Source organism: Acidithiobacillus acidisediminis, from assembly GCF_023277115.1.
GTDB lineage: Bacteria > Pseudomonadota > Gammaproteobacteria > Acidithiobacillales > Acidithiobacillaceae > Igneacidithiobacillus > Igneacidithiobacillus acidisediminis.
The window spans coordinates 1766245-1788151 of the sequence record NZ_JALQCS010000001.1 but is presented as its reverse complement, the minus strand read 5'-3'; the positions used below and the strand labels follow the sequence as shown (position 1 = coordinate 1788151).

Here is a 21907-nt window from a genome sequence, read left to right as displayed (position 1 = left end):
TACGCTGAATATTAAGGAAATACTTTTGAAAACGGAGTGTCCCACCCTCTCCGCCAGCTCTAGCAGTTCTATTTTCACTATGGCGACAAAGATCGGTCCCCTCGCAGTGGTAGGTAATGAACCCCGTCAGGCCCGGAAGGGAGCAGCGGCAGTTACTGATCCAGGTGCCGGGGTGTGGCTGGTTGGCGTCGCCTCCCTATTCCATAACTGATGGCTACCCCCTATCAAGCCTTGGCAAGGCGCTGGCGTCCGCAGTCTTTTGCGGATTTCGTTGGTCAGGAGACGGTCGTCAAATCCCTGTGCCATGCCTTGGACTCGGGGCGCCTGCACCACGCCTTCCTGTTTACCGGGACGCGTGGCGTCGGCAAGACTACACTTGCGCGCCTCTTGGCGAAGTGCCTGAATTGTGAGCAAGGCGTCAGTAGTCACCCCTGCGGGGAATGCAGCGCCTGTCGCAGCATTGCGGCGGGGACATTTGTCGATCTCTTGGAAGTGGATGCCGCAAGCCGAACCCGGGTGGATGAGACGCGCGAGCTCCTCGACAATGTTCCCTATGCGGCCAGTTCTGGGCGCTACAAGGTGTATCTGATTGACGAAGTGCACATGCTTTCCAGTCACAGTTTCAATGCCTTGTTGAAAACTCTGGAAGAGCCGCCGGAACATGTAAAGTTTCTGCTGGCGACAACCGATCCGCAAAAAATCCCCGCCACCATCCTCTCGCGCTGCCTGCAGTTTCATTTGCGCCGCCTTGACGTTCCCTTGATCGTCAAACGTCTGCAACAGATTCTTTCTGCGGAGCAAGTAGCTTTTGATGATGCGGCGCTGGAGGCCTTGGCGCAGGCGGCAGATGGGAGTCTACGTGATGCCTTGAGTTTGACCGACCAAGCGATCGCGCAGGGCGGCGGGCGGGTAGATCTCGATGGCGTTACGAATATGCTCGGCCTCTGTCCCGAGGATGTGGCGGCGAATCTATTGCTGGCTTTGCTGGTACGAGACAGCGCCCGGGTCTTTGCCTTGTTGGAGGAGCAGTTAGCTCTGGGGCAAGATGCGGCAGCATTGCTGGATGCGCTTATCGAGGAATTGCACCGACTGAGCTTGGCGCAGTGGTTGCCGCAGCACTCTGCAAAACTCAGCGCGCAGCTACAGCAACAGCTCGAGAAAGAGCCGCCGATTCTTCTCCAATCCTGGTATCATTTGTTGCTGTCTGCACGACGCGATTTTTCTCTCTATCCGAATCCACGCATGGCCATCGAAATGGCTCTGTTGCGTCTTCTCTCGTTCCTGTTGCCGGAAGGCCCGACGCATCCTGGGGTAGAAGAGGGCAGCCCAACGGCTTCGGCAGGAAAGAAGGTTGCGCCAGCGCAGAAGGCTGCGGATACCGGAGAAACGCCAGAGAAACCATCCCAAGCCCAACAGACCTCGGAGCAGACAGCCCAGGACGCCTGGGAAAAGCTCTTGCCTCAACTACACTTGAGTCCGTCTTTGCAGGAGTTTTTGCGCCACAGCCGTGCGCTGCATTGTGATGAGAAGCTTTTGCAGCTGGCGTTGGATGCTGCTTACGAGTCGCTCCTGCGCAAGGAGGAAAGTGCCCTGAAGGTGGCGCTGGAACAATTTTGGGGACAGAGGACAGCGCTGAAGATGACAGTGCTTGCAGCCGGCGCTGCTGGTACCTTGGCCCAGGAGGCGAGCGTGCGCGAGCAGGAGCGGCAGGCGGCGATTGAGATCGCGGCACGCGCCGACCCGCGTTTACAGGAGTTTCAGGAGGTCCTGCAGGCGCGGTTGCTGCGCTTGGAGATTACGCAGCTGGCCAGTAATTCGTAGCGGAGGATGTGACGATGATGAAAGGTGGCTTGGGGAACATCATGAAACAGGCGCAGCAAATGCAGGAGCGTTTGCAGCAGGTGCAAGAAGAATTGGCGCATGTGGAAGTGCAGGGTCACGCGGGCGGGAATCTGGTAGAGGTGACCATGACCTGCCGTAATGACGTGCGTCGGGTGCGCATCGATCCGTCGCTGCTTGCCGATGGAGACCAAGAAATGCTGGAGGATCTGGTCGCGGCGGCGGTCAATGATGCCCTGCGCAATGCGGAAAAGACCAGTTCGGAGCGCCTGGCTACCGTGACCGGGGGCATGAATATTCCGGGGCTGAATTTGCCGTTCTGAGTCATGCCGGATAGCACCCCATCCTTGGACAAGGTGGTCGCGCTATTGCGCCGACTGCCCGGCATTGGGCCGCGCTCGGCACAGCGCATTGCCCTAGATCTACTCTTGCGCAAGCGAGAATTAATGCCGCAATTGGGGCAGGCGCTGGAGCAGGCGTATCGCAACGTGCGCCACTGTGCGCGCTGCAACAATCTCTGCGAAGAAGAACTGTGCAGCCTGTGCCGCAGTGCGCGCCGAGATCGTGGAACGCTGTGCGTCGTCGAGTCGCCGGCGGATCTTCTCGCCATTGAAGACTCCGGCGCCTATGGCGGAGAATACTTCGTGCTCATGGGTCATCTGTCGCCCCTGGATGGCATTGGTCCCGATGCCTTGCATCTCGACCTGTTGGAAAGACGCCTGGCCGAGCCTGCCTTGGCGGAGGTGATCTTTGCCACCAACTCAACCCTGGAAGGAGAGGCGACAGCGCAATTCGTCGCCGCTATGGTGCCAGAAGGGATTCGGGTAACCCGTATCGCCCGCGGTATCCCCATGGGTGGGGAGCTGGAATATCTGGATCGGAGCACGCTGGGCCGCGCGGTGCAGGGGCGCGGCGCCCTCGACCCGTAAAGCAAGAACGCAGTGTAAAAGAACGAAACGAGGAAGACTGGATCATGAACACGGTAGCTGCGCCCCTGCCTGGGGATAATGTCTTTTTTTTGCTGATGGGGGCCATTCTGGTCTTCGCCATGCACGGCGGCTTCGCCTTTCTGGAGTTGGGAACAGTGCGTCGCCGCAGCCAAGTCAATGCATTGGTCAAGATTATCAGTGACTTTGGCATTTCCACCATTGTGTACTTCTTTATTGGCTATCACATTGCCTATGGCATCAGCTTTTTTGGTAACGTGCACCAGCTCACGGGCACCGACCAGGGCTTTGCCATGGTGCGTTTCTTTTTTCTGCTGACCTTCGCGGCAGCAGTACCTGCCATTATTTCCGGGGGTATCGCCGAGCGCGCCCGATTCGTGCCGCAACTGGTGGCGACCGCCTTTCTGGTAGGCTTGGTCTACCCCTTTTATGAAGGCATCGTCTGGAACGGAAATTATGGGATCCAGGCTTGGTTCACCACGCAGTTCGGTGCTCCTTTCCATGATTTTGCCGGCTCCGTCGTTGTCCATGCCGTTGGTGGTTGGATGGCGCTGATGGCGGTGTGGCTGCTTGGACCGCGTCGCGGGCGTTATGGCCGGGACGGTAGCATCCATCCGATGCCTCCCTCCAATATCCCGTTTCTGGCCCTCGGTTCCTGGATCCTGATTATCGGCTGGTTTGGCTTTAATGTGATGAGTGCGCAGCAGCTTCAGGCGGTGCAGGGGCTAGTGGCGCTGAACTCCCTGATGGCGCTGGTGGGCGGAATGCTTGCTGCCCTGGCGTTGGGAAAAGGAGACCCGGGCTTCGTGCACAACGGTGCGCTGGCCGGTTTGGTGGCCATCTGTGCCGGCTCCGATGTCGTGCAACCCATCGGCGCGCTGGCGATTGGTGCCATTGCCGGCGCGATCTTCGTCTACCTGTTCACTTTCGTGCAGCATCGCCTGCGTCTGGATGATGTACTGGGTGTCTGGCCCCTGCATGGCGTCTGTGGTGCCTGGGGCGGAATAGCGGTTGGCATTTTTGGCCTCCGCGCCTTGGGTGGGGCAGGCGGCGTCAGCATCGTTTCGCAACTCCTGGGTACGGCGCTGGGCCTGATCATCGCTATGCTCGGTAGCCTCGTGGTCTATGGGTTGTTGCGCAGCATAGTGGGTATCCGTTTGGATGAAGAGGACGAATATCTCGGCCCCGATTTGGCAATTCATCATGTCAGCGCCTATCCTGAGGAAGATATTCAAAAAGCCTGAGGACCATGCCCAAGCCTTGTGATCTTCTGCCGGAGAACCTTCCCGCACTTCCCCCCCGGCCACCTGCAGGGCACAAAGGCAGTTTCGGCCATGTCTATGTGCTGGGGGGCAGTCCTGAGATGGGGGGTGCCCTGAGTCTTGCCGCCCTGGCGGCCTATCGCGCCGGTGCAGGATTGGTGACGGGTATTGGCCATCCGGACGCGCAGATCCATCTGGCGGCGTTGGTACCGGAAGCCACCTGGATGGATTGGCCGCCTCGGCTCATCAATCGTGTGCCCGAACCAGCGATACTGGCCCTTGGTCCGGGCCTCGGGCAAGGCTTGGCCGCCCACGATCTGGTGCGCGAGGCAGCAACATTGTCCCAACGCCAGGTCTGGGATGCCGACGCCCTCAACATCTTGGCGCGCTTTGGTCCGGGGATTTTAAGCGCCACAACAGAGCGCATCTTTACCCCGCATCCGGGAGAGGCAGCCCGTCTGCTGCACTGGTCTACGGCACAGGTGCAGGCGGATCGCAGTGCCGCCATTGCGCAGCTGGTGCAAAGCTATTCTGGTATCTGGATTTTGAAGGGGGAGGGCACCCTGCTCAGCGATGGCAGCTTTCTTGGCCGTTGCCCCTGGGGAAACCCTGGTATGGCCACGGGGGGGAGTGGTGATGTGCTTACTGGCCTCATCGCAGGGCTTTGGGCGCAGGGTTTGCCCGCTTTGGCAGCCGCCAGTCTGGGCGTTTGTATTCACGCCCGCGCGGGGGATCTGGCGGCGGCCGAGCTGGGCCAGGCGAGTCTGCTGGCGCGTGACTTGATCGCCCAAATCCCGCAAGTTTTACAACAGTGGAGAACACATTGACGGAAGAAGAGCAACTGCGAGAGTGGGATCAACGGCATTTTTGGCATCCCTTTACGCAGATGTCGTGTTGGGGGGATGACGATCCCTGGATCATCGAGCGAGCCGCAGGGAACTACCTTTATGACATTCGTGGTCGTAAGGCCTTGGATGCGATTGCCAGCCTGTGGTGCAACGTGCATGGGCATCGCCATCCCCGTCTCGATGCAGCTCTCTGTGCCCAGTTGGAGCGCGTAGCCCACAGCACGGTGCTGGGTGCCAGTCATCCGGGGGCGATTCGGCTGGCGAAGGCGTTGACGGAGATCGCTCCACCGGGTTTGGAGCGAGTGTTTTTTTCCGAGGATGGTGCCGAGGCCGTCGAGGTGGCCGTCAAAATGGCGTCCCAGTATTGGCAGAACCTGGGCAGGACGGAAAAGCGCGTCTTTCTTTCGGTAGACGATGCCTATCACGGCGATACCGTGGGCGCGAGCTCCCTGGGGGGGTTTCCTTTGTTCCATGGGGTCTATGGGCATCTGCATTTCCCCGTGCAGCGCTTGCCCAGCCCCTGGCTGCTGCAAGAACAATTGCAGGGCGACAGCGAGGCCGCTACCGCAAACTGGTTGCAGGCTCTGGAGGACATCCTGCGCACGCGTTCTGCGCAGTTCATCGCTTTGATCCTGGAGGGTGGAGTGCAGGGGGCGGCGGGAATTCTTCCGTACCCACGCGGCCTGTTGGCCGGCGCAGCAGCACTCTGCCGGCGCTATGAGGTCTTGTTGATTGTAGACGAGGTGGCGAGCGGCTTTGGCCGTAGCGGTACCCTGTTCTACTGTGAGCAGGAAGCTGTCCAGCCGGATCTCCTCGCCCTGGGCAAAGGCATCAGCGGCGGTTACCTCCCCCTGGCTGCCACCCTTGCGCAGGAGCACATCTACCAGGCCTTCCTCGCACCCTTTGGCGAGGCGAAGCAGTTTTACTACGGCCACACCTATACCGCGAACCCGCTGGCCTGCGCAGTGGCGCTGGAAAATCTTGCTCTTTTCCAAGAGACTGACCTGCTGGCGCAGGCAAGCGAGCGCATCGCCAAGCTGCGCCAAGGCTTGCAGGACTTCGCTGATTTGTCTTTCTCTGCAATGCCCCGCCAGTTTGGCTTGATGGCCGCTGTTCCTCTGCGCGATCCCAGCACGAAAAAGGCGTATCCCTATGGCGCCCGACGGGAATATGCGGTCTGTAGACGGGCACGGGAGGCAGGCGTCTATTTGCGCCCGTTGGGTGACAGTATCGTCATCGTTCCCCCGCTCTCGGTGACAGCAGCGGAAATAGCCCTTATTCTGCGGGTATTGCGCGACAGCATGGCAAAGGAAACTGGCGTATGAAAACGGTCCGAGAGCTAATGAGCACCTCTGTAGTGGCAGTGCAAGAGAACGATGGTGTCGAGGAAGTGGGCAACAAAATGCTTGCATCCGGGCATCACAGCTTGCCCGTGCTCGACGCCGAGGGCCGGGTCAGCGGCATCATTACCGAACGGGATCTCATCGATGCCCATCGTCAGGTTCACTTACCGACGGTGATCTCGATCTTGGATAGCGTTATTCCCATCTCCGGAATGCACGAATACTCCGAAGAACTGCGCAAGGTGACGGCGGTGGATGCAAAAGGGTTGGCTACCCGACGACATCTACAATTGGCGCATCCGGATGAAGGCCTGGATGAGGTGGCGGATCGCATGTTCGAGCACCGTTTGCATGCGCTACCGGTGGTGGATGGCGAGGGCAGATTACAGGGGATCATCAGCCGCTCGGACATCCTGCGGGGCTTGTTGAGCACATCATGATTTGGCAGCTGCCCGACCTTGCTACGACGGAGGGCTGGGCGCAGGAATTGGCGCAGTGTACCCCCCTGCCAGGGGTGATCTATCTCCAAGGAGAGCTGGGTGCCGGCAAGACCGCCGTGGCGCGCGCCCTCATCCATGCTCTTGGGTATCCGGCTGTGGTTCGCAGCCCAACCTACACCTTGGTGGAAGAATATGCGACCCCCTCCGGTACCGTACTGCATTTCGATCTGTATCGTCTGGCGGAATCTGAGGAACTGGAATACATCGGCATCCGGGATTATCTGGAACGTCCGGCGTTGTGGCTGGTAGAGTGGCCGGAGCGCGCTGGCGACTATCTACCTGCCGCAGACCTGCGGCTGTGCCTGTCGATATTGCCCAGCGGTGCCCACCGCCTGGAGGCCGTGGCCCAGAGTGTACGCGCAGAGTCGTGGTTGCGGGCTTTGACCAATGTTCCGCAGAAGCAGGTAGGCAATGACTGAGTCGCGTCGGGTCCGCGTAATGAGCCCGCAGCTCGCTGATCGCATCGCCGCTGGCGAGGTCGTCGAGCGCCCTGCTTCGGTGCTCAAAGAGCTGGTCGAGAACAGTCTGGATGCGGGAGCCAAGCGCATCGACGTATTCCTGGAAGGGGCGGGGGTCGACGTTCTCGAGGTGCAGGACGATGGCAGTGGCATCCTGCCAGAGGATCTTCCCTTGGCCCTGTCGCGTCACGCCACCAGTAAACTCTACGATGATCGCGAATTGGGGCAGATCCAGAGCTTCGGCTTTCGGGGAGAGGCACTCCCTGCCATCGCTTCCGTTGCGCGTCTGGAGATTATCAGTCGCTCTGCAGGCGCAAATGCGGCGCGGCGCCTGCGCCTCGCGGCAGGTATCCTCGAAGAGGATGCCCCGGCAGCGCGGGCCCCGGGTACGACGGTGCGGGTCGAAGATCTGTTCTACAACGTCCCGGCGCGGCGGAAATTTCTCAAGTCGCCGAGCACTGAGCTGGGGCGCATCCAGAAGCTATGGCGCCAGCTTGCCCTCGCTGCCTTCGCTGTGGATCTCCGCCTGCAGCAGGGAAAGCGGCAACTGGCGCAATATCCTGCGGCACTGACAGAACGCGATCAGGATGCGCGGGTGGCGGCCATCTTTGGGGAAGATTTTCTGCGCAATGCCCTGCGCTTTTCTCAGGATCTCGGTGACTGGCGGCTCTGGGGATGGCTCGGATTGCCGAGTTTTAACCGTCCACGCGCCGACGAACAGGTCTTTTTTGTCAATGGTCGCGCCGTACAGGACAACAGTTTGCGTCATGCCCTGCGTTCGGCCTACGCCGACGTCTTGTTTCAGGATCGTCAGCCGGTGGCCATTTGCTATCTGGAATTGCCTGCGGATCTGCTGGATGTGAATGTGCATCCGGCGAAGACGGAAGTGCGTTTCCAGGAATCGCGGCAGGTACACGATTTTGTTCGCCAGACCCTGGCGGGTATCCTTGCGGACCAATCGCGTCCGCGCGCGCCGGGCTTTCTTCCGGCAGATGCAGGAAGAAGCCAGAGCTCGGGCCAGAGCGCTGCGCATCCTTCTGGTGCCCAGCTTGGGCTACCGTCTTTTCAACCCGGGCAAGTGCGCGATGCAGGCGGTACTGCCTATTGGGAAGGGCTTGTCGCGCCGAGCCTGGCACAGCGTCTGGACGCTGCCCCGGAACAGCTAGATAGGCCTTCGCTTCCGATAGCAGAACCGGAGTGGCAGGGCTACCCTCTGGGCCGCGCGATCGGACAGATTCATCAGCGTTTCATTGTCGCAGAAAACGTCGAGGGTATGCTCTTGATTGATCAGCACGCCGCCCATGAGCGTATCCTCTACGAACGCTTCAAGGCGCAACGCGCCATGGGGCAGCGGCAGAATCTGCTTCTGCCTTTTGGCGTGGAACTCAGTCCCGCCCAGGCAGAGCGTTTGGAGGAAAGGGCTGAACTGCTGCGGGAGGCGGGTCTGGAATGGTCGCGTAGCGGCCCAATGAGTATCCGCATCCATGCCTGTGCCCCGGGTTTTCCGAGTACAGCCCTGGTCGACCTGATCGCCGCTTGCTTGGCTCCGGAGCCTGCCTGGCAAGCGGGAGGGGGAGATGAGCATCTCGCGGAGCTCGCTTGCCATGCCGCCATCAAGGACCATCATTCCCTGAGCCTGGCAGAAATGAATGCCCTGCTGCGGCAACTCGAGGCTACACCGCGCTATACCCAGTGCAATCATGGACGTCCCACCATCGTACAGTGGAATCTCGGCGAGCTAGATCGCCTGTTTCTGCGTGGACGTTGAGTCACCCTCCAGCCATGTTACCAACAATCTTCCTCCAGGGACCTACCGCAAGCGGCAAGACGGCGTTGGCGCTACGGCTGGCAGACGCTTTGCCGCTGCGTTTGATCAGTGTCGATTCCCTCGCGGTGTACCGCTATTTCGATCTGGGTAGTGCCAAGCCGGAAGCAGCGATTCGGCAGCGTTATCCCCATGCCCTCATCGACATCCGCGAGCCGGAGGCGCCCTATTCGGCGGGTGATTTTGCCCGCGACGCGGCGCAGGAAATCCAGACGGCCCATGCGGCTGGACAGATTCCTTTGCTGGTCGGTGGCACGGGACTGTATTTCCGGGCTCTGGAACGTGGTATCGGTGAGTTACCCAGCGCCGATCCGGCAGGGCGGGAAAAATTGCAGGAGGAGGCAGAGCAGATCGGTTGGCCGGCCTTGCATCAGCGCTTGGCGGCTCGTGATCCACGGCGTGCTTCCGCCATTCATCCGCACGATGCGCAGCGGATTCAGCGCGCGCTGGAGCTCCTAGATCTCGGTCTAGCGGCACCGGAGCGCTGGGAACAGCAATTGCCCGGTCCAGTCTGGAAAATCACTGTGCAAATCCCACGCACGGAATTACATCAACGCATTGAGCTGCGCCTGCAAAGCATGTTCGCCGCAGGTTTCCGGGAGGAAGCACAAATGCTGTTTGCCCGCTATGGCGCGTTCGATCTTCCGGCCTGTCGCTCCGTTGGCTACCGTCAGCTCTTCGCCTGGTTGCGGGGAGAAAGTTCCAGCACAGAAGCAGAGCGCGCCGCGCTTTATGCCACCCGCCAGCTCGCCAAGCGACAAGAAACCTGGTTCCGCGCCGAGACTCCGGATTGGGTCTTGTATCCCGAGGATAAAGCACAGGTAGATCAGCTGATTGCGGCTTTGCAGAGGCGTCTGCAAAGCCTGACTGCAGAGCCGATGGGGTGGAGCAGATAAAAGTTCGGCGAGACTCTCCCGCTGATGGCATAGCGTGCGTATACTATGCTCTATGAATAAACTTGAACGCTTACAAGACCGTATCGCATACCAATTTCAGGACCCTGCGCTGTTGCGGCAGGCCCTCACCCATCGTAGTGCCGGCGCACAACACAATGAGCGTCTAGAGTTTCTGGGCGATGCCGCGCTGAATTTTATCGTTGCTGCGCGTTTATATGATCGATTTGCCAAGGTCAGTGAAGGTGACCTGTCGCGGATGCGGGCACGGCTGGTGCGCGAGGAGACCTTGGCGCAGGTGGCAGAAACCATCGATCTCGCAGACAACCTGATTCTCGGCGCGGGAGAGATTCGCTCCGGCGGGGCACGGCGTGCGTCCATTCGTGCTGATGCAGTGGAAGCCGTTATCGGCGCGGCCTATCTCGATGGTGGTTTTTCTGCAGCGGGACGTATCGTCGACCATCTCATGACGCCGCTCATTACCGACGCGCTCGGGGCAGAAGAACTGCGCGATCCGAAAACTCGTTTGCAGGAGTTGCTGCAGGGGAAAGGGAAGGCCTTGCCCTGCTATGAACTGATCGAGGAAAAAGGCCAAGCCCACGAACGGCGCTTCGTTGCACGCTGCAGTGTCGAGGGGATGGTGCCGACCGAGGCCGAGGATAGCAGCCGCCGCCGTGCGGAACAGCAGGCGGCGCAACGCATGCTCGAGCAGTTGCATGGGCAGTCTGGAAAACAACGTCATGCCGGCTGAGCAGTTGGCGTCCCATCGCTGTGGCAGTGTTGCCCTGATCGGGCGTCCCAATGTGGGCAAGTCTACCTTGCTGAATCACCTGATTGGGCAAAAGATCAGTATTACGGCGCCGCGCCCGCAAACTACCCGCGATCAGATCTTGGGTATTTATACCCGCCCAGAGGGGCAGATTCTCTTTCTCGACACCCCCGGTGTACATCAAGGCCATCGCCGGCTGAATCGCCACATCCTGCGCGCCACCCGCTCGGCCCTCGATGCCGCGGATCTCGGCGTATTGGTGGTCGAGGCGCCGCTGTGGAACGCGGGGGATGCCGAGGCCCTGCGCTGGCTGCAGCAACGCGATCTACCGTTGATCCTGGTGGTCAATAAGATTGATCGGGTCCAGCAGAAAGAGCGCCTGCTGCCTTACCTGCAGGAGGTGGCCAAGCATGCCGACTTCGTTGCAATCGTCCCCCTCTGCGCGCGGCGCCGAGATGATGTCGAGCACTTGGCAGACGTCCTGCTTCCCCTCTTGCCGGAGGGTCCTGCGCAGTACTCGGCGGAAGAGGTGACGGATCGGCAGATGCGTTTTCTTGCAGCCGAAGCGGTTCGGGAACAGATTTTTCGCCAGCTCAGCGCCGAACTGCCCTATGAAACAGCGGTTGCGATCGAAAAATATCGGGTGGCAGCCGATGGCAGTCACGAGATCGAAGCGACGATCTACTGTCGCAAGGCGGGACAGAAGGCCATTTTGCTGGGTGAAAAGGGGCAGCGTTTGAAGCGCATCGGGACGCGGGCGCGGGAGAGCATTGCGCAGCAGACCGGGGCACGAGTCTGGCTTGGACTCTGGGTAAAAGAGCGCGAGGATTGGGATCGCCACCCAGGGCTGCTGCGCGAAATGGGGTATGGAGCGTAACAGCGGCGAGCGCGTCTGGGTCTTGCATCACCACCCTTTCGGTGACGGTAGCCTGGTGCTGGAGTTGTTCACCGCCGAGCACGGCCGCCTGGGGGTTCTGGCGCGGGGTCGGCGGCGCCGCGGGCGCATGGAGGCAGGTCGGCCGTATTGGGCGCGTTGGGCAGGCGGCGGAGCGCTACCAGCCCTGCAGAGTGGCGAAGAGATCCCGAGCCCCTTGCTCCAGCGCCCAGCACCGGCGCTGCTGCTGTTTTATCTCAACGAATTGCTCTTGCGCCTGACCGAGCGGGGAGATCCACAACCCGAATTGTTCTGCGAATATGAACAGACCCTGCAGGCGTTAGCCGAGGAACCCGAAGCGTATTGGCGTTTGCGTCGTCTTGAACGGCGCCTCCTGGAGATCCTGGGCTGGGCCGCCGATCTGCAGTGTTGTGCAAGCTGTGGTGCGACACTCGGCCAACAGGCCTATGCCAAGGCGGGGGCAGGGATGTTCTGCGCTGTGCATCGACCCGTGCTTGCCGCGCTGCTCTCGGCGGAAGCGCGACAATGGTTAGCCGGCACCATGGCCTCTCCCCCGGCTCGCCCCCTGTGGGGGGAACTGCGCAAGGTTCTCGCCGCGGAGTTGGACGCAGTTCTCGCGGGCCGGCCCCTGGAGAGTCGCCGCCTACTTGCGGCATACTTGCAGCGCCAGCGCGGGAAGCAGAGGGGAGACCACAACGAATGATAGCCTTGGGCGTAAACATCGATCATGTCGCAACACTGCGGCAGGCGCGCGGCACCCGCTATCCCGATCCACTGGAGGCAGCCTTTCTGGCGGAGCGGGCGGGTGCCGATGCCATTACCGCTCATCTGCGTGAAGATCGTCGCCATATCCAGGAGCGCGATATTGTGCTGTTACAGCAGACTTTGCGCACGCGACTCAATCTCGAGATGGCGCTGAACGAAGATGTCCTGAGCATTGCCGAGCGCCTGCGGCCCAGTGACTGTTGCCTCGTTCCCGAGCGCCGTGCAGAACTCACCACCGAGGGCGGGCTGGATGTCGCCGGACAGCAGGATCGTGTGGCGGCGGCGACGGCGCGCCTGACTGCTGCGGGGGTGCGGGTCTCTCTTTTCATTGATCCTGATCCGCAGCAAATCCACGCCGCTGTTGCCACGGGTGCACCGGTGATCGAGTTGCATACTGGCAGCTACGCCAATGCCGGCAATCCTGGCGAAGTCGCAGCACAGCTCGAACAATTACGCAGCGCCGCGCGCCTGGCGCATGGGCTTGGCCTGCAGGTAAATGCGGGACATGGACTGGATTACAGCAATGTCGAGCCCATTGCTGCCATCCCAGAAATTGCGGAACTCAATATTGGCCACGCTATTATTGCCCACGCCATCTTCCGCGGCCTGGATGATGCCGTACGCGAAATGAAACGCCTGATGCGGCAGGCGCGCAGTTGATTGTTGGTCTGGGCACGGATCTGGTTTCGGTCGAGCGGATGGCGGGGCTGTTGGCACGTTGGGACGAGAAGCTGCTGCAGCGCGTCCTTGGCGAGCAGGAACGCCATGAATTCCCTGTTGCTCAGGGTGCAGCCTTCCTGGCGCGGCGTTTTGCCGCCAAGGAGGCGACCCTCAAGGCCCTCGGAACGGGGTTGCGCAACGGTATATCCTGGGGAGAGATCCAGGTGGGTCACGATGCCCTGGGACGACCGGAATTGCTCCTGACGGGGGCAGCGCAGCTGCAGCTCAGGCGCTGCGCTCGGCGTGCCAGGCTCTGGTTGAGCTTGAGCGATGAGCATCGCTATGCCACGGCGACGGTCTTGATCGAAGACTTGGCCGCAGAAGTGACGGGGGAATAGAAATGCGGATCACGGTAGTGGGTACGGGCTATGTGGGCTTGGTAACCGGGGCCTGCCTGGCGCAAGTGGGCAATCAAGTGCTCTGCATCGATATCGATGCGGAAAAAGTGGCGCGCCTACAGCAGGGGGAAATCCCCATCCATGAACCGGATCTTCCAGAAATCGTAAGCAGTGGCATTGCCGGTGGACGCTTGCGCTTCAGTACGGATATTGCCGCTGGGGTTGAGCACGGCGAATTTCTCTTCATCGCGGTGGGAACACCGCCAGATGAGGACGGTTCTGCAGACCTGCGCTATGTGCTTGGCGTTGCAGCGGATATTGGCAAACATCTGGTCCAGCCGCGGATTATCGTGAATAAATCGACGGTACCTGTTGGTACAGCACAAAAGGTGCGCAAAGCCATACAAAGCGAGCTGGATAGGCGCGCTGTGCAGATCCCTTTTTCGGTGGTTTCCAATCCCGAATTTCTCAAGGAGGGCGCTGCGGTCGGCGATTTCATGAAGCCGGATCGGATCATTGTCGGCACCGATGACGAGCAGGTAGCACAGCGCATGCGCGATCTCTATGCCCCCTTCAACCGGAATCACGATCGCGTGCTGGTCATGGATCTGTCATCGGCAGAACTCACCAAATATGCCGCCAATGTGCTCCTTGCCACCAAGATCTCCTTCATGAATGAGCTTGCTGGCCTGGCAGAGCGCTTGGGTGCCGACATCGAGCAGGTGCGGGTGGGGATTGGCTCCGACCCGCGTATTGGCTTTGATTTCATCTATCCAGGCTGTGGCTACGGGGGTTCCTGTTTTCCCAAGGATGTGCGCGCCCTTGAGCATACCGCAAAGGAATTGGGTTTTGATGCGCCCCTGATTCGTGCGGTGGAGGCGGTGAACAATACTCAGAAGCAGGTGCTGGAACGCAAGCTGGTGGCGGAATTGGGCGAAGACCTACGGCAGAAACGGATTGCCATCTGGGGACTGGCCTTCAAACCCAACACCGACGACATGCGGGAGGCGCCGAGTCGCACCCTGATCGATGCCTTGCGTCGCCGTGGCGCCATCATGCAAGCCTATGATCCCGTCGCCATGGCGGAAGCGCGACGGATTTATGGCGATATGGCGGACTTGCTGTTGTGTGATGATCCCTATGCCGCCTGCGAAGGTGCCGACGCCCTGGTCATCTGTACCGAATGGCAGATCTTCCGCAGCCCGGATTTTGCCGAGCTGCGGCGGCGTTTGCGCCACGCCTTGATCATCGACGGGCGCAACCTCTACGATCCGCGTTTACCCAAAGCTGCTGGACTGCAATATCGTGCCATCGGACGCTCATAACTTGCTCGAACGCCTGGCTCAGGCGCAGGTCGCCGTTCTTGGCGACGTAATGCTCGATCGCTATTGGTTTGGGCGGGTCGAACGCATCTCGCCCGAGGCCCCAGTACCAGTGGTGCAGGTGCAAAAAGAAGAAGAACGCCCTGGCGGGGCAGCGAACGTGGCCTTGAATATTGCCGCCCTGGGTGCGCGCTGCCGTTTGCGCGCACCGGTCGGGAAGGACGCGGCGGCGGGACGCTTGGCAGAACTTCTCGCTACGGCTGGCGTGGAAAGCAGTTTTCTGCCCGTGGCAGAGATTCCGACCACGGTCAAACTTCGGGTGATTGGTCAGCAACAACAGCTCCTCCGTCTCGATTTTGAGGAATATCCGCAGGATGCGGCCTTGGCGGAACTGTTTTCTCCCGATATGTTATTGCGTGCCCCCTGTTCTGCCTTGGTCTTGTCGGATTATGGCAAAGGTGCGGTACGGGATGCCCCGGCATGGATTGCGGCAGGTAGAGAGCGTCGGCTACCCGTGCTGGTGGATCCCAAGGGCCGGAACTACGAACGCTATCGTGGTGCGACCCTGATCACGCCAAACAAGGCAGAATTTCAGGCCGTAGCCGGGCCTTGGCGCAGTGACGCAGAGCTTCAAGAACTGGCGCAACACTGGCGCCGCGAATGGGAGCTGGAGGGCTTATTGGTAACCCGAGGAGAAGAAGGCATGACCCTCTTCTTGGCTGACGGGATTCATCACCATCCGGCGCAGGCGCGCGAAGTCTTTGATGTGACCGGCGCTGGCGATACGGTCATTGCCACCATCGCGACAGCCGTGGCTGCGGGTTGGCCACTGGATCAGGCAGTGGAGTTGGGCAACCGAGCTGCGGGTATCGTGGTCGGCAAACTGGGGGCGGCAACGGTTTCCCGCGATGAGCTCGCGCTCGCCCTGCGGGGTACGAATGCCGGATAGAGTCCTTGAGGAGGCAGGGAACAGCGCGGGGCATCGATTGCCGGTCCCGCGTCTCCTGGCCCGGCGCATGGGCAAGGCGCTGCACGAATACGGCATGATCCGCCCTGGCGATCGGATTCTGGTCGCACTTTCCGGTGGCAAGGATTCTCTGAGCTTGTTGGCCTTGCTGCATGACCTGCAGCGCCATAGCCCGGTTCCCTTCTCCCTGGGCGTGGCTACCGTCGATCCCAACAGCCCAGACTTCGATCCCGAGCCCCTGGGGGCGCATGTGCGCGCCCTCGACTTGCCCTGGTTCTGGGAGCGGCAGGATATTTTTGGCCGTGCCCAAAAACATCTGGGCAGGCCTTCCTACTGCAGTTTCTGCGCTCGGATGCGGCGTGGCGTGCTCTATGCCTGTGCCCGACGTGAAGGCTTTAATGTGCTCGCCCTAGGGCAACACTTGGATGATTTTGCGGAAAGTTTTTTCATGTCTCTCTTTTATAATGGTGAATTGCGTACCATGAAGGCCCACTATGCGGTGCGGGAGGGAGACCTGCGGGTAATTCGCCCCCTCGTCTATTGCCGCGAACGTCAGACCCGCGCCTATGCGCAGGAAGAGGGGTTGCCAATCATTGTCGAAAATTGCCCCGCCTGTTTCCAGCATCCGACGGAACGACAGCGGATGAAAGAATTGCTGGCCCAGCAAGAAGAGCGGGACCCACGTTTGTTCAAGCAATTGCTGCGGGCCATGCAGCCGCTGATGGCGAGAGAAATACCGGCATGAGCGAGAAAGCGATAGATTTTCTGCAAAGTTTTTATTGGGAAAGCCTACCGTTGCGGGGTGCTCGTTGTCGGGTCGATCATATTTTTCAGCGGGTCATTCAGGAATTGTCCGGACCGGTCGAGTTGCGACAGCTATTGGGAGAGATCCTGGTAGGGTTGGCATTGATTTCCAGTACGCAAAAACATTTCGAGCGTTTAATCTTACAAGCGCAAAGCCAGGGAAGTTTACGCTTGCTGGTGGCAGAAATGATGAGTGGGGGCGGGATGCGGGCCTATGTCCGATGGCAGGGAGAAGAGGAGAGCCTCGATCTGGCTGCCTTACCGGAGGCGCTCCTGGCGCTGACCGTCGATATGGGTCTCGATCGAGATCGCTATCAGGGCGTGATCCAGCTTCGCGATACCCTTACCGAATCTCTCGCAGCCTATTTTCTCGAATCGGTGCAAGCACCGGCCTATTTTCGCCTGGTGGTCGATGTGCAGCAGGGCATTGCCGGTGGCTATTTTTTGCAGCGCCTGCCGGGAATTCTGAGCGAAGAGGAATGGCAAACGGCAACGGGCTTTCTGGATATCGGTTCCGACCACTCCTTATTGCTGGCGCGTCCGGAGCAATTCTTGCCAGAAATCTTTCCTAGCGTGGGGGTTCGTCTGCGCGAACCGGCTCCACTGCAATTTCAGTGCAGTTGCTCGCTAGAACGCGTGGAAAGGATGCTCGTTGCCTTAGGCGAAAGCGAGGTGGAGGAGACCTTGGCAGCGGAGGGGGTGATTCAGGTGACCTGCGAATATTGCCAAAAAATTTACCGTCTGGACGCCGCTGCCGTAGCTACTCTCTTCGCCCCTGGCAAATCCCTGCATTAAGGCTGTTTGACTCAGTCGGGGAAGCGTTCCTTTACCGTCGCATCATCGGCGCCTGCCAGTAGCGCTCGAGTCTGCGACAAAAATTCCTCGGCCCGTAACTTGTCCTGATTGTTCGCCGCTTGCCAAATCGGAAAGAGGGTATTTTCTTCCCGGTTCTCGTGTTTTGCCAAGGAACCGGACAGCATTGCGCAAATGGCAGGGAGCATGTCGTAGTCTTTCTCCTGGAAGGTCTCATCCACGATGCGTGACTGCTGAATGAGGCTGTCGTGCTCGAACAGCATATCTGCCAACGGGCCTTTCTTCTCGCCGCCGCCCAGCACCGGTCCCAGAATGTAGTTTTCCATATGCACATGGCGGCGTAGGCCGATCCAGTAATCCTGAAATATCGCCTCTGCTTCCTGTACGCGGTTAGCGTTGGCTGCCGCCAACACATCGGCAAATTGACGATCCAAGCGATAATGGTCCCAGGTCAGCAGATCCACCACATCTTTGGCTTCGGCTTCCTTGCGTGGTCGTACCGTCGCCCGCCACTGTCCATCTGCCTCATGCACGGCCCAGGAAATCGCGTCACGGAGTTGGAAGGCCGTGGCACGCAGCAGCGTGTGTGGATCGCGATCGATCAGCAAGTCAATCTGTTGCCCAATTCCCAGGCGTTGCGATGCGGAAAAGAGCAGCGGTCCTGCCTTCGCATCGGGGATTCCGCGTAGGTCCAAGGACAAGGTGCTTGCTTCTACCAGTTCTACCATACCCTCTCTCCGCATGTCCGCAACGAATAGCGACACTATACGCTGAAGAGGCTCGCGGCGCAGCCCGATCCTATTTCTGCAGCAGCGCGTTGATTGATTGCAAATCCGCCATATTCAGTTGTCCCGAGGCGGCCTTCAGGGCCACGCGTGCGGTGATTTGCCGATAGAACGCCACATTGTATTGCTGCTCGGCGCGGATGTAGTCGGTGGCGGTCTGCAACAGATCGATGATGGAGCGCGTACCCACCTCGTAGCCTTTGCGTGTACCCTCCAAGGAGACCTTGGCAGATGCGCGGGATTCGCGGGCCGCTTGCAATTGCGCGACACTGTTTTTGAGATCAAGGAATGCGCTCTCGACATTCAGCCGGACGGCATCGCGCACACTGCCCAGATGATCGCTCGATGCCATGCTTTGTGCTTGTGCCTTCTGTACCTGACTGGAAATCTGTCCACCTTCGAAGAGGGGCATAGAGAGATTCAGGCTCACTCCAGCTTGGTTTTCTGTGAACCCTGGAAAGGGATTGCCGTGGGTATGCTGTGCGATACCCTGTAATTCCAGTTTTGGCCAGCGCTGACGCTGCTGCACTTCCACTTCGGTCTGCGCGGTCTGGGTCTCTGCCTCCGCCTGCAGGATTTGCGGTGACGATTTCATGGTGGTGGCGACCCAGTCTTGCATGTTATCCGGCTGCGGCCCAAGGGCCCGATAGTGCGCCAACGGGGTCAATTCCCCTACGGGTTGGTGGGTCAATCGCTGCAGACGTTGGCGGGCAATTTCCGTCGCATTTCGCGCCTGTATTTCATCCGCCTGAGCAGCATCCAAGCGTGCGCGAGCCTCGCGCACGGCAATGATATCGCCGGTGCCAATCCGTAAGGTCGCTTCGGTCTGTTGATAGATGCTGTCGAGCAGCTTGCGCTGCTTATTTGCGATCGCCTCCTGTGCCTGCGCTTCTAACACTGCAAAGTAGGCCTTGGCAACGCGCAGCGCGAGGTCCTGTTCGGTGTACGCGAGGCTGGCAGCAGATGCTTGAATCTTGCTGCCCGCCTCTTTCATGGCGGCCAGCGCCGATCCGTTGAATACTGCCTGGCTCAGGCTCACGCTGTAATTATTGGAAAGGTAGGCCTTGTTGATGTTCAATCCGGCGAAACCGGAAAAACTGCCGGTATTGAAGCCAACGCTTGCTCCCAAGCCCAGATGGGGTAAGTACGCAGAGCGTGCGAGGGGCTTGTCTTGCTCTGCCGCCTGCAGGGTCGCGCGTGCCTCGGCTAGACGCGGGTCGCTCTGCACGGCTTGTTGGTAAACCGAGAGTAAATCTTCGGCAACTGCGCAGGGACTCAATAAAAATAACGCGAGGCTGGGAAGAATGGCACGACGCAAGGCAGACATGGGCAAGGTGCTCCGTCGAAATTTCTTCGCAGTGTACTGACCGTCCGGTCAGTTGACAAGATCCATGCGAAAACTATAGCCGTGGCGCACGAAGCCCAGAGACTCATAGAAGTGATGTGCTGCCTCTCGCTTCGCGTTGGAAGACAACATGAGCTTGTAGCAGCCGGCCGCCTTCGCCCGCGCAATGGCATATACCATCATCTTCTTGCCGATCCCTTGACCTTGGCGGTCCGACGCGACCACAACGTCTTCCACTATGGCAGATGGGGTTCCGCGATGAGCGAGATTGTCCATGATTAGCAAAGCAAAACTTCCGACGATGGCTCCCCCGTCCTGGGCGACAAAGACGTGGTAGTTCGGATAACGCTGCATCCGCGCGAGAATGGCTTCTGCCTCTGGCAATGATAATACAAGTCCATCGTCCATCTCCGGCTGGGCGTAGAGTTGCAGAATGCCAGCAAGATCTGTGTTCTGCGCTATCCGAATCTGCATATCCTGCTTCTCCATGCCAATATCTTACCCCACTCCTGCGCCGAAAGAACCAAATCATTCTGCCGATTTGTACGTTTAAACCGCAAAAATCTCAATATTCATAAATATATCCTTCCCGAATTCGCCATTTATCTATGCATCATTCGTGGGTTCTATTCCGGCTGGCTCACAATGCACTATTGTCCATCCGTATTATGTCTGTGTTAGCCTGAATGTTGGTTAATTTCCAAGACAAGTTTTGTGTGAGGATAAAAATGGCAGAATCGCAGTCAGATGACAGTCGTTCGCTTGATATTCGTTTGAGTGGAGCAGATGTATTGGTCATCAAAAAAAGATATGAGACTCTCAGCATTGTAAATGATTTTCTCATTGGTGTCCTTTTTCTGATTGGCAGCGTTTTCTTTTTTTACGCCTCTACCGAAAATGCGGGGGTTTGGCTGTTCGTGATCGGGAGCGCGCAGCTGCTGATTCGGCCGACCATTCGCTTGGCGCATAACGTTCATTTGCAAAAAATTGGTGGAGATCGCTGGAATATGTGAGATCGAGCAGCGCAGAACTGGACAGAACCAGAGTAGTCAGGCGAGACTCTCCCGGATGAGGCGTGTTTCTGAGGGAGAAGGGGCGTGCAGCGCCGAGAAATTGGGTATGTGGCAGATAGCGCGACGTTGGTTGCGCGCTTCGCTGCAGAAACGTGGACGATCTTCCTCGACAGTGGCCTCGCCCCCAGTCCTCGGCGGCAGATCGATCTGTTGCTCCGCCAGCCGCGCATGTGGATTTGGGAGGATGCCGCAGGGATCTGGACCCAACGGCCCGGTGCAACGGCTCGGCAGAGCAGTGGATCTTTGTTCGATTGTTTGCGTGCTGCGCTGAAGCAGGCGCAGTCGGGCGGGCAAAACGAGGTATTCCCCCTGCTGAGTGGTTTTCTGTCCTATGACTGGGGTGTGCGGCAGGAACTGGGACGAGGGATGGCGGCGGAACGTCCTTTGGCGGTGTTCGCGCTCTATGATCACGGTTTATTGCAGGATCATGACCAGCAACGCGCCTGGATCCATGGCGATGACGCTGCGCAGGAGGACTGGCTTGCGGCGCTGGCGCACCGACCTGCGCATGGCATCTTTACCCTGCGCGAACCGGGGATTACTCCGCGCTGGTCTTACGCCGATTATGCAACTGCCTTTGCGCGAGTGCAGGGCTATATTCGCGCCGGAGATTGCTATCAGATCAATCTTGCGCAGGACTTCACCGGTACCTGGGACGGGGATCCCTGGACCTTATACGCCCAACTGCGGGGCAAGAGCCGTGCGCCATTCTCCGTATTCTTCCGGCATCCCTGGGGTGCTTTGCTCAGCGTTTCCCCAGAGCGGCTACTCCGTCTGCAGGACGGCCGTTTGGAGGCGCGCCCCATCAAGGGCACGCGCCGGCGCGGGAGCAATCCGCAGGAGGATCGCGCATTGACGGAAGAGCTACTGCGCAGTGAGAAAGACCGCGCTGAAAATCTCATGATTGTCGATTTGTTGCGCAACGACCTGGGCAAGGTCGCGCGTCCTGGGTCCGTATGTGTACCAGAACTCTTCGGTCTGGAATCTTATGATCAGGTTCATCACTTGGTGAGCAGCATCGAAGCAGATTTGGCACCAGCTTGGGACGCATGGGATGCCCTTGCCGCGGCCTTTCCTGGAGGTTCCATCACCGGCGCCCCAAAGCGGCGGGCCATGGAGATCATCGAGGAACTGGAGCATGGCGCGCGGGGGCTGTACTGCGGCAGTTTCGGCTATGTTACGGTGGACGGTGCCATGGATTGGAATATTTTGATTCGTAGCCTCGAACTGCGCGACGACGGCAGTTTGATCTTTCAGGGCGGTGGTGCGGTGGTGGCGGACTCTGATTGTGCAGCAGAGTATGCCGAGTGTTTGAGCAAGGTAGCGATCCTCCGCAGTACTGTGGAGGAATTTTTGCCGCAGACAGTGGGCTGCGCTAGAGTAGCGCCCTGATTTC

Annotated in this window: 24 protein-coding genes and 1 other RNA gene; 22 read left to right on the top strand and 3 right to left on the bottom strand. The window is 59.4% G+C overall.

Going from position 1 to position 21907, the window contains the following annotated elements; genetic code table 11:
• Nucleotides 1–90 precede the first annotated feature (90 nt).
• The 20 genes from ffs to hslO all read left to right on the top strand — a co-directional run bounded on the left by ffs (nucleotide 91) and on the right by hslO (nucleotide 17290).
• Nucleotides 91–187: signal recognition particle sRNA small type (gene ffs / locus M5D89_RS09030), an RNA gene on the top strand.
• Between the two features lie 23 nt (nucleotides 188–210).
• The gene (dnaX, locus tag M5D89_RS09025; RefSeq protein ID WP_248885490.1) at nucleotides 211–1821 is read left to right on the top strand and encodes a DNA polymerase III subunit gamma/tau; all 1611 of its coding nucleotides are present in this window, start codon (nucleotides 211–213) and stop codon (nucleotides 1819–1821) included.
• A 14-nt stretch (nucleotides 1822–1835) separates the two neighbouring features.
• Complete coding sequence (locus M5D89_RS09020; protein ID WP_248885489.1) at nucleotides 1836–2162, top strand: YbaB/EbfC family nucleoid-associated protein; 327 nt, start codon at nucleotides 1836–1838, stop codon at nucleotides 2160–2162.
• A 3-nt stretch (nucleotides 2163–2165) separates the two neighbouring features.
• Nucleotides 2166–2768 (top strand): recombination mediator RecR, encoded by a 603-nt coding sequence (gene recR / locus M5D89_RS09015; protein ID WP_248885488.1) that lies wholly within the window; start codon nucleotides 2166–2168, stop codon nucleotides 2766–2768.
• 44 nt (nucleotides 2769–2812) lie between these two features.
• Nucleotides 2813–4030 carry an ammonium transporter gene (locus M5D89_RS09010; protein WP_248885487.1) on the top strand — a complete coding sequence of 406 codons (1218 nt, stop codon included), beginning with the start codon at nucleotides 2813–2815 and terminating at the stop codon, nucleotides 4028–4030.
• 5 nt (nucleotides 4031–4035) lie between these two features.
• Nucleotides 4036–4875, top strand: a complete 840-nt coding sequence (locus M5D89_RS09005; protein WP_248885486.1) for an NAD(P)H-hydrate dehydratase — start codon at nucleotides 4036–4038, stop codon at nucleotides 4873–4875.
• Nucleotides 4872–6221: an adenosylmethionine--8-amino-7-oxononanoate transaminase gene (bioA, locus tag M5D89_RS09000; protein ID WP_248885485.1), complete on the top strand. Its 1350-nt coding sequence runs from the start codon at nucleotides 4872–4874 to the stop codon at nucleotides 6219–6221. The genes M5D89_RS09005 and bioA overlap by 4 nt, the downstream gene beginning before the upstream one ends.
• Entirely contained in the window at nucleotides 6218–6679 is a 462-nt protein-coding gene (locus M5D89_RS08995) for a CBS domain-containing protein (RefSeq protein ID WP_248885484.1), read from the top strand. Before bioA ends, M5D89_RS08995 begins: the two co-directional genes overlap by 4 nt.
• Nucleotides 6676–7158, top strand: coding sequence for a tRNA (adenosine(37)-N6)-threonylcarbamoyltransferase complex ATPase subunit type 1 TsaE (tsaE, locus tag M5D89_RS08990; RefSeq protein ID WP_248885483.1), 483 nt, complete (start codon nucleotides 6676–6678; stop codon nucleotides 7156–7158). The genes M5D89_RS08995 and tsaE overlap by 4 nt, the downstream gene beginning before the upstream one ends.
• Entirely contained in the window at nucleotides 7151–8965 is a 1815-nt protein-coding gene (gene mutL, locus M5D89_RS08985; RefSeq protein WP_248885482.1) for a DNA mismatch repair endonuclease MutL, read from the top strand. The genes tsaE and mutL overlap by 8 nt, the downstream gene beginning before the upstream one ends.
• Nucleotides 8966–8979: 14 nt before the next feature.
• Complete coding sequence (gene miaA, locus M5D89_RS08980) at nucleotides 8980–9918, top strand: tRNA (adenosine(37)-N6)-dimethylallyltransferase MiaA (RefSeq protein ID WP_248885481.1); 939 nt, start codon at nucleotides 8980–8982, stop codon at nucleotides 9916–9918.
• Nucleotides 9919–9970: 52 nt separating this feature from the next.
• Entirely contained in the window at nucleotides 9971–10666 is a 696-nt protein-coding gene (rnc, locus tag M5D89_RS08975) for a ribonuclease III (RefSeq protein WP_248885480.1), read from the top strand.
• Nucleotides 10632–11561: a GTPase Era gene (gene era, locus M5D89_RS08970; protein ID WP_248885479.1), complete on the top strand. Its 930-nt coding sequence runs from the start codon at nucleotides 10632–10634 to the stop codon at nucleotides 11559–11561. Before rnc ends, era begins: the two co-directional genes overlap by 35 nt.
• A complete protein-coding gene (recO, locus tag M5D89_RS08965; RefSeq protein WP_248885478.1) occupies nucleotides 11551–12282 on the top strand; it encodes a DNA repair protein RecO in 732 nt (243 codons plus the stop codon). The genes era and recO overlap by 11 nt, the downstream gene beginning before the upstream one ends.
• Entirely contained in the window at nucleotides 12279–13004 is a 726-nt protein-coding gene (gene pdxJ / locus M5D89_RS08960) for a pyridoxine 5'-phosphate synthase (protein WP_248885477.1), read from the top strand. Before recO ends, pdxJ begins: the two co-directional genes overlap by 4 nt.
• Nucleotides 13001–13402 carry a holo-ACP synthase gene (acpS, locus tag M5D89_RS08955; RefSeq protein WP_248885476.1) on the top strand — a complete coding sequence of 134 codons (402 nt, stop codon included), beginning with the start codon at nucleotides 13001–13003 and terminating at the stop codon, nucleotides 13400–13402. Before pdxJ ends, acpS begins: the two co-directional genes overlap by 4 nt.
• A gap of 2 nt (nucleotides 13403–13404) precedes the next feature.
• The gene (locus M5D89_RS08950; RefSeq protein WP_248885475.1) at nucleotides 13405–14727 is read left to right on the top strand and encodes a UDP-glucose dehydrogenase family protein; all 1323 of its coding nucleotides are present in this window, start codon (nucleotides 13405–13407) and stop codon (nucleotides 14725–14727) included.
• On the top strand, nucleotides 14708–15673 hold the full coding sequence (gene rfaE1 / locus M5D89_RS08945) for a D-glycero-beta-D-manno-heptose-7-phosphate kinase (protein WP_248885474.1): 966 nt from the start codon (nucleotides 14708–14710) through the stop codon (nucleotides 15671–15673). Before M5D89_RS08950 ends, rfaE1 begins: the two co-directional genes overlap by 20 nt.
• Nucleotides 15663–16436 (top strand): tRNA 2-thiocytidine biosynthesis TtcA family protein, encoded by a 774-nt coding sequence (locus M5D89_RS08940; protein ID WP_248885473.1) that lies wholly within the window; start codon nucleotides 15663–15665, stop codon nucleotides 16434–16436. The genes rfaE1 and M5D89_RS08940 overlap by 11 nt, the downstream gene beginning before the upstream one ends.
• Nucleotides 16433–17290 (top strand): Hsp33 family molecular chaperone HslO, encoded by an 858-nt coding sequence (gene hslO / locus M5D89_RS08935; protein WP_248885472.1) that lies wholly within the window; start codon nucleotides 16433–16435, stop codon nucleotides 17288–17290. The genes M5D89_RS08940 and hslO overlap by 4 nt, the downstream gene beginning before the upstream one ends.
• Before the next feature lie 11 nt (nucleotides 17291–17301).
• On the opposite strand, the gene M5D89_RS08930 is transcribed toward hslO, so the two are convergent.
• From M5D89_RS08930 to M5D89_RS08920, 3 genes are all read right to left on the bottom strand, one after another.
• Nucleotides 17302–18036, bottom strand: coding sequence for a DUF2249 domain-containing protein (locus tag M5D89_RS08930; RefSeq protein WP_248885471.1), 735 nt, complete (start codon nucleotides 18034–18036; stop codon nucleotides 17302–17304).
• Nucleotides 18037–18106: 70 nt separating this feature from the next.
• Nucleotides 18107–19420, bottom strand: a complete 1314-nt coding sequence (locus M5D89_RS08925) for a TolC family outer membrane protein (RefSeq protein ID WP_248885470.1) — start codon at nucleotides 19418–19420, stop codon at nucleotides 18107–18109.
• A gap of 48 nt (nucleotides 19421–19468) precedes the next feature.
• Nucleotides 19469–19912, bottom strand: coding sequence for a GNAT family N-acetyltransferase (locus M5D89_RS08920; RefSeq protein WP_248885469.1), 444 nt, complete (start codon nucleotides 19910–19912; stop codon nucleotides 19469–19471).
• 254 nt (nucleotides 19913–20166) lie between these two features.
• On the opposite strand from M5D89_RS08920, the gene M5D89_RS08915 reads away from it, so the two are divergent.
• Both M5D89_RS08915 and pabB read left to right on the top strand, forming a co-directional pair.
• The gene (locus M5D89_RS08915; RefSeq protein ID WP_248885468.1) at nucleotides 20167–20451 is read left to right on the top strand and encodes a YrhK family protein; all 285 of its coding nucleotides are present in this window, start codon (nucleotides 20167–20169) and stop codon (nucleotides 20449–20451) included.
• An 84-nt stretch (nucleotides 20452–20535) separates the two neighbouring features.
• Nucleotides 20536–21903, top strand: a complete 1368-nt coding sequence (gene pabB, locus M5D89_RS08910; RefSeq protein ID WP_248885467.1) for an aminodeoxychorismate synthase component I — start codon at nucleotides 20536–20538, stop codon at nucleotides 21901–21903.
• Nucleotides 21904–21907: the final 4 nt, after the last annotated feature.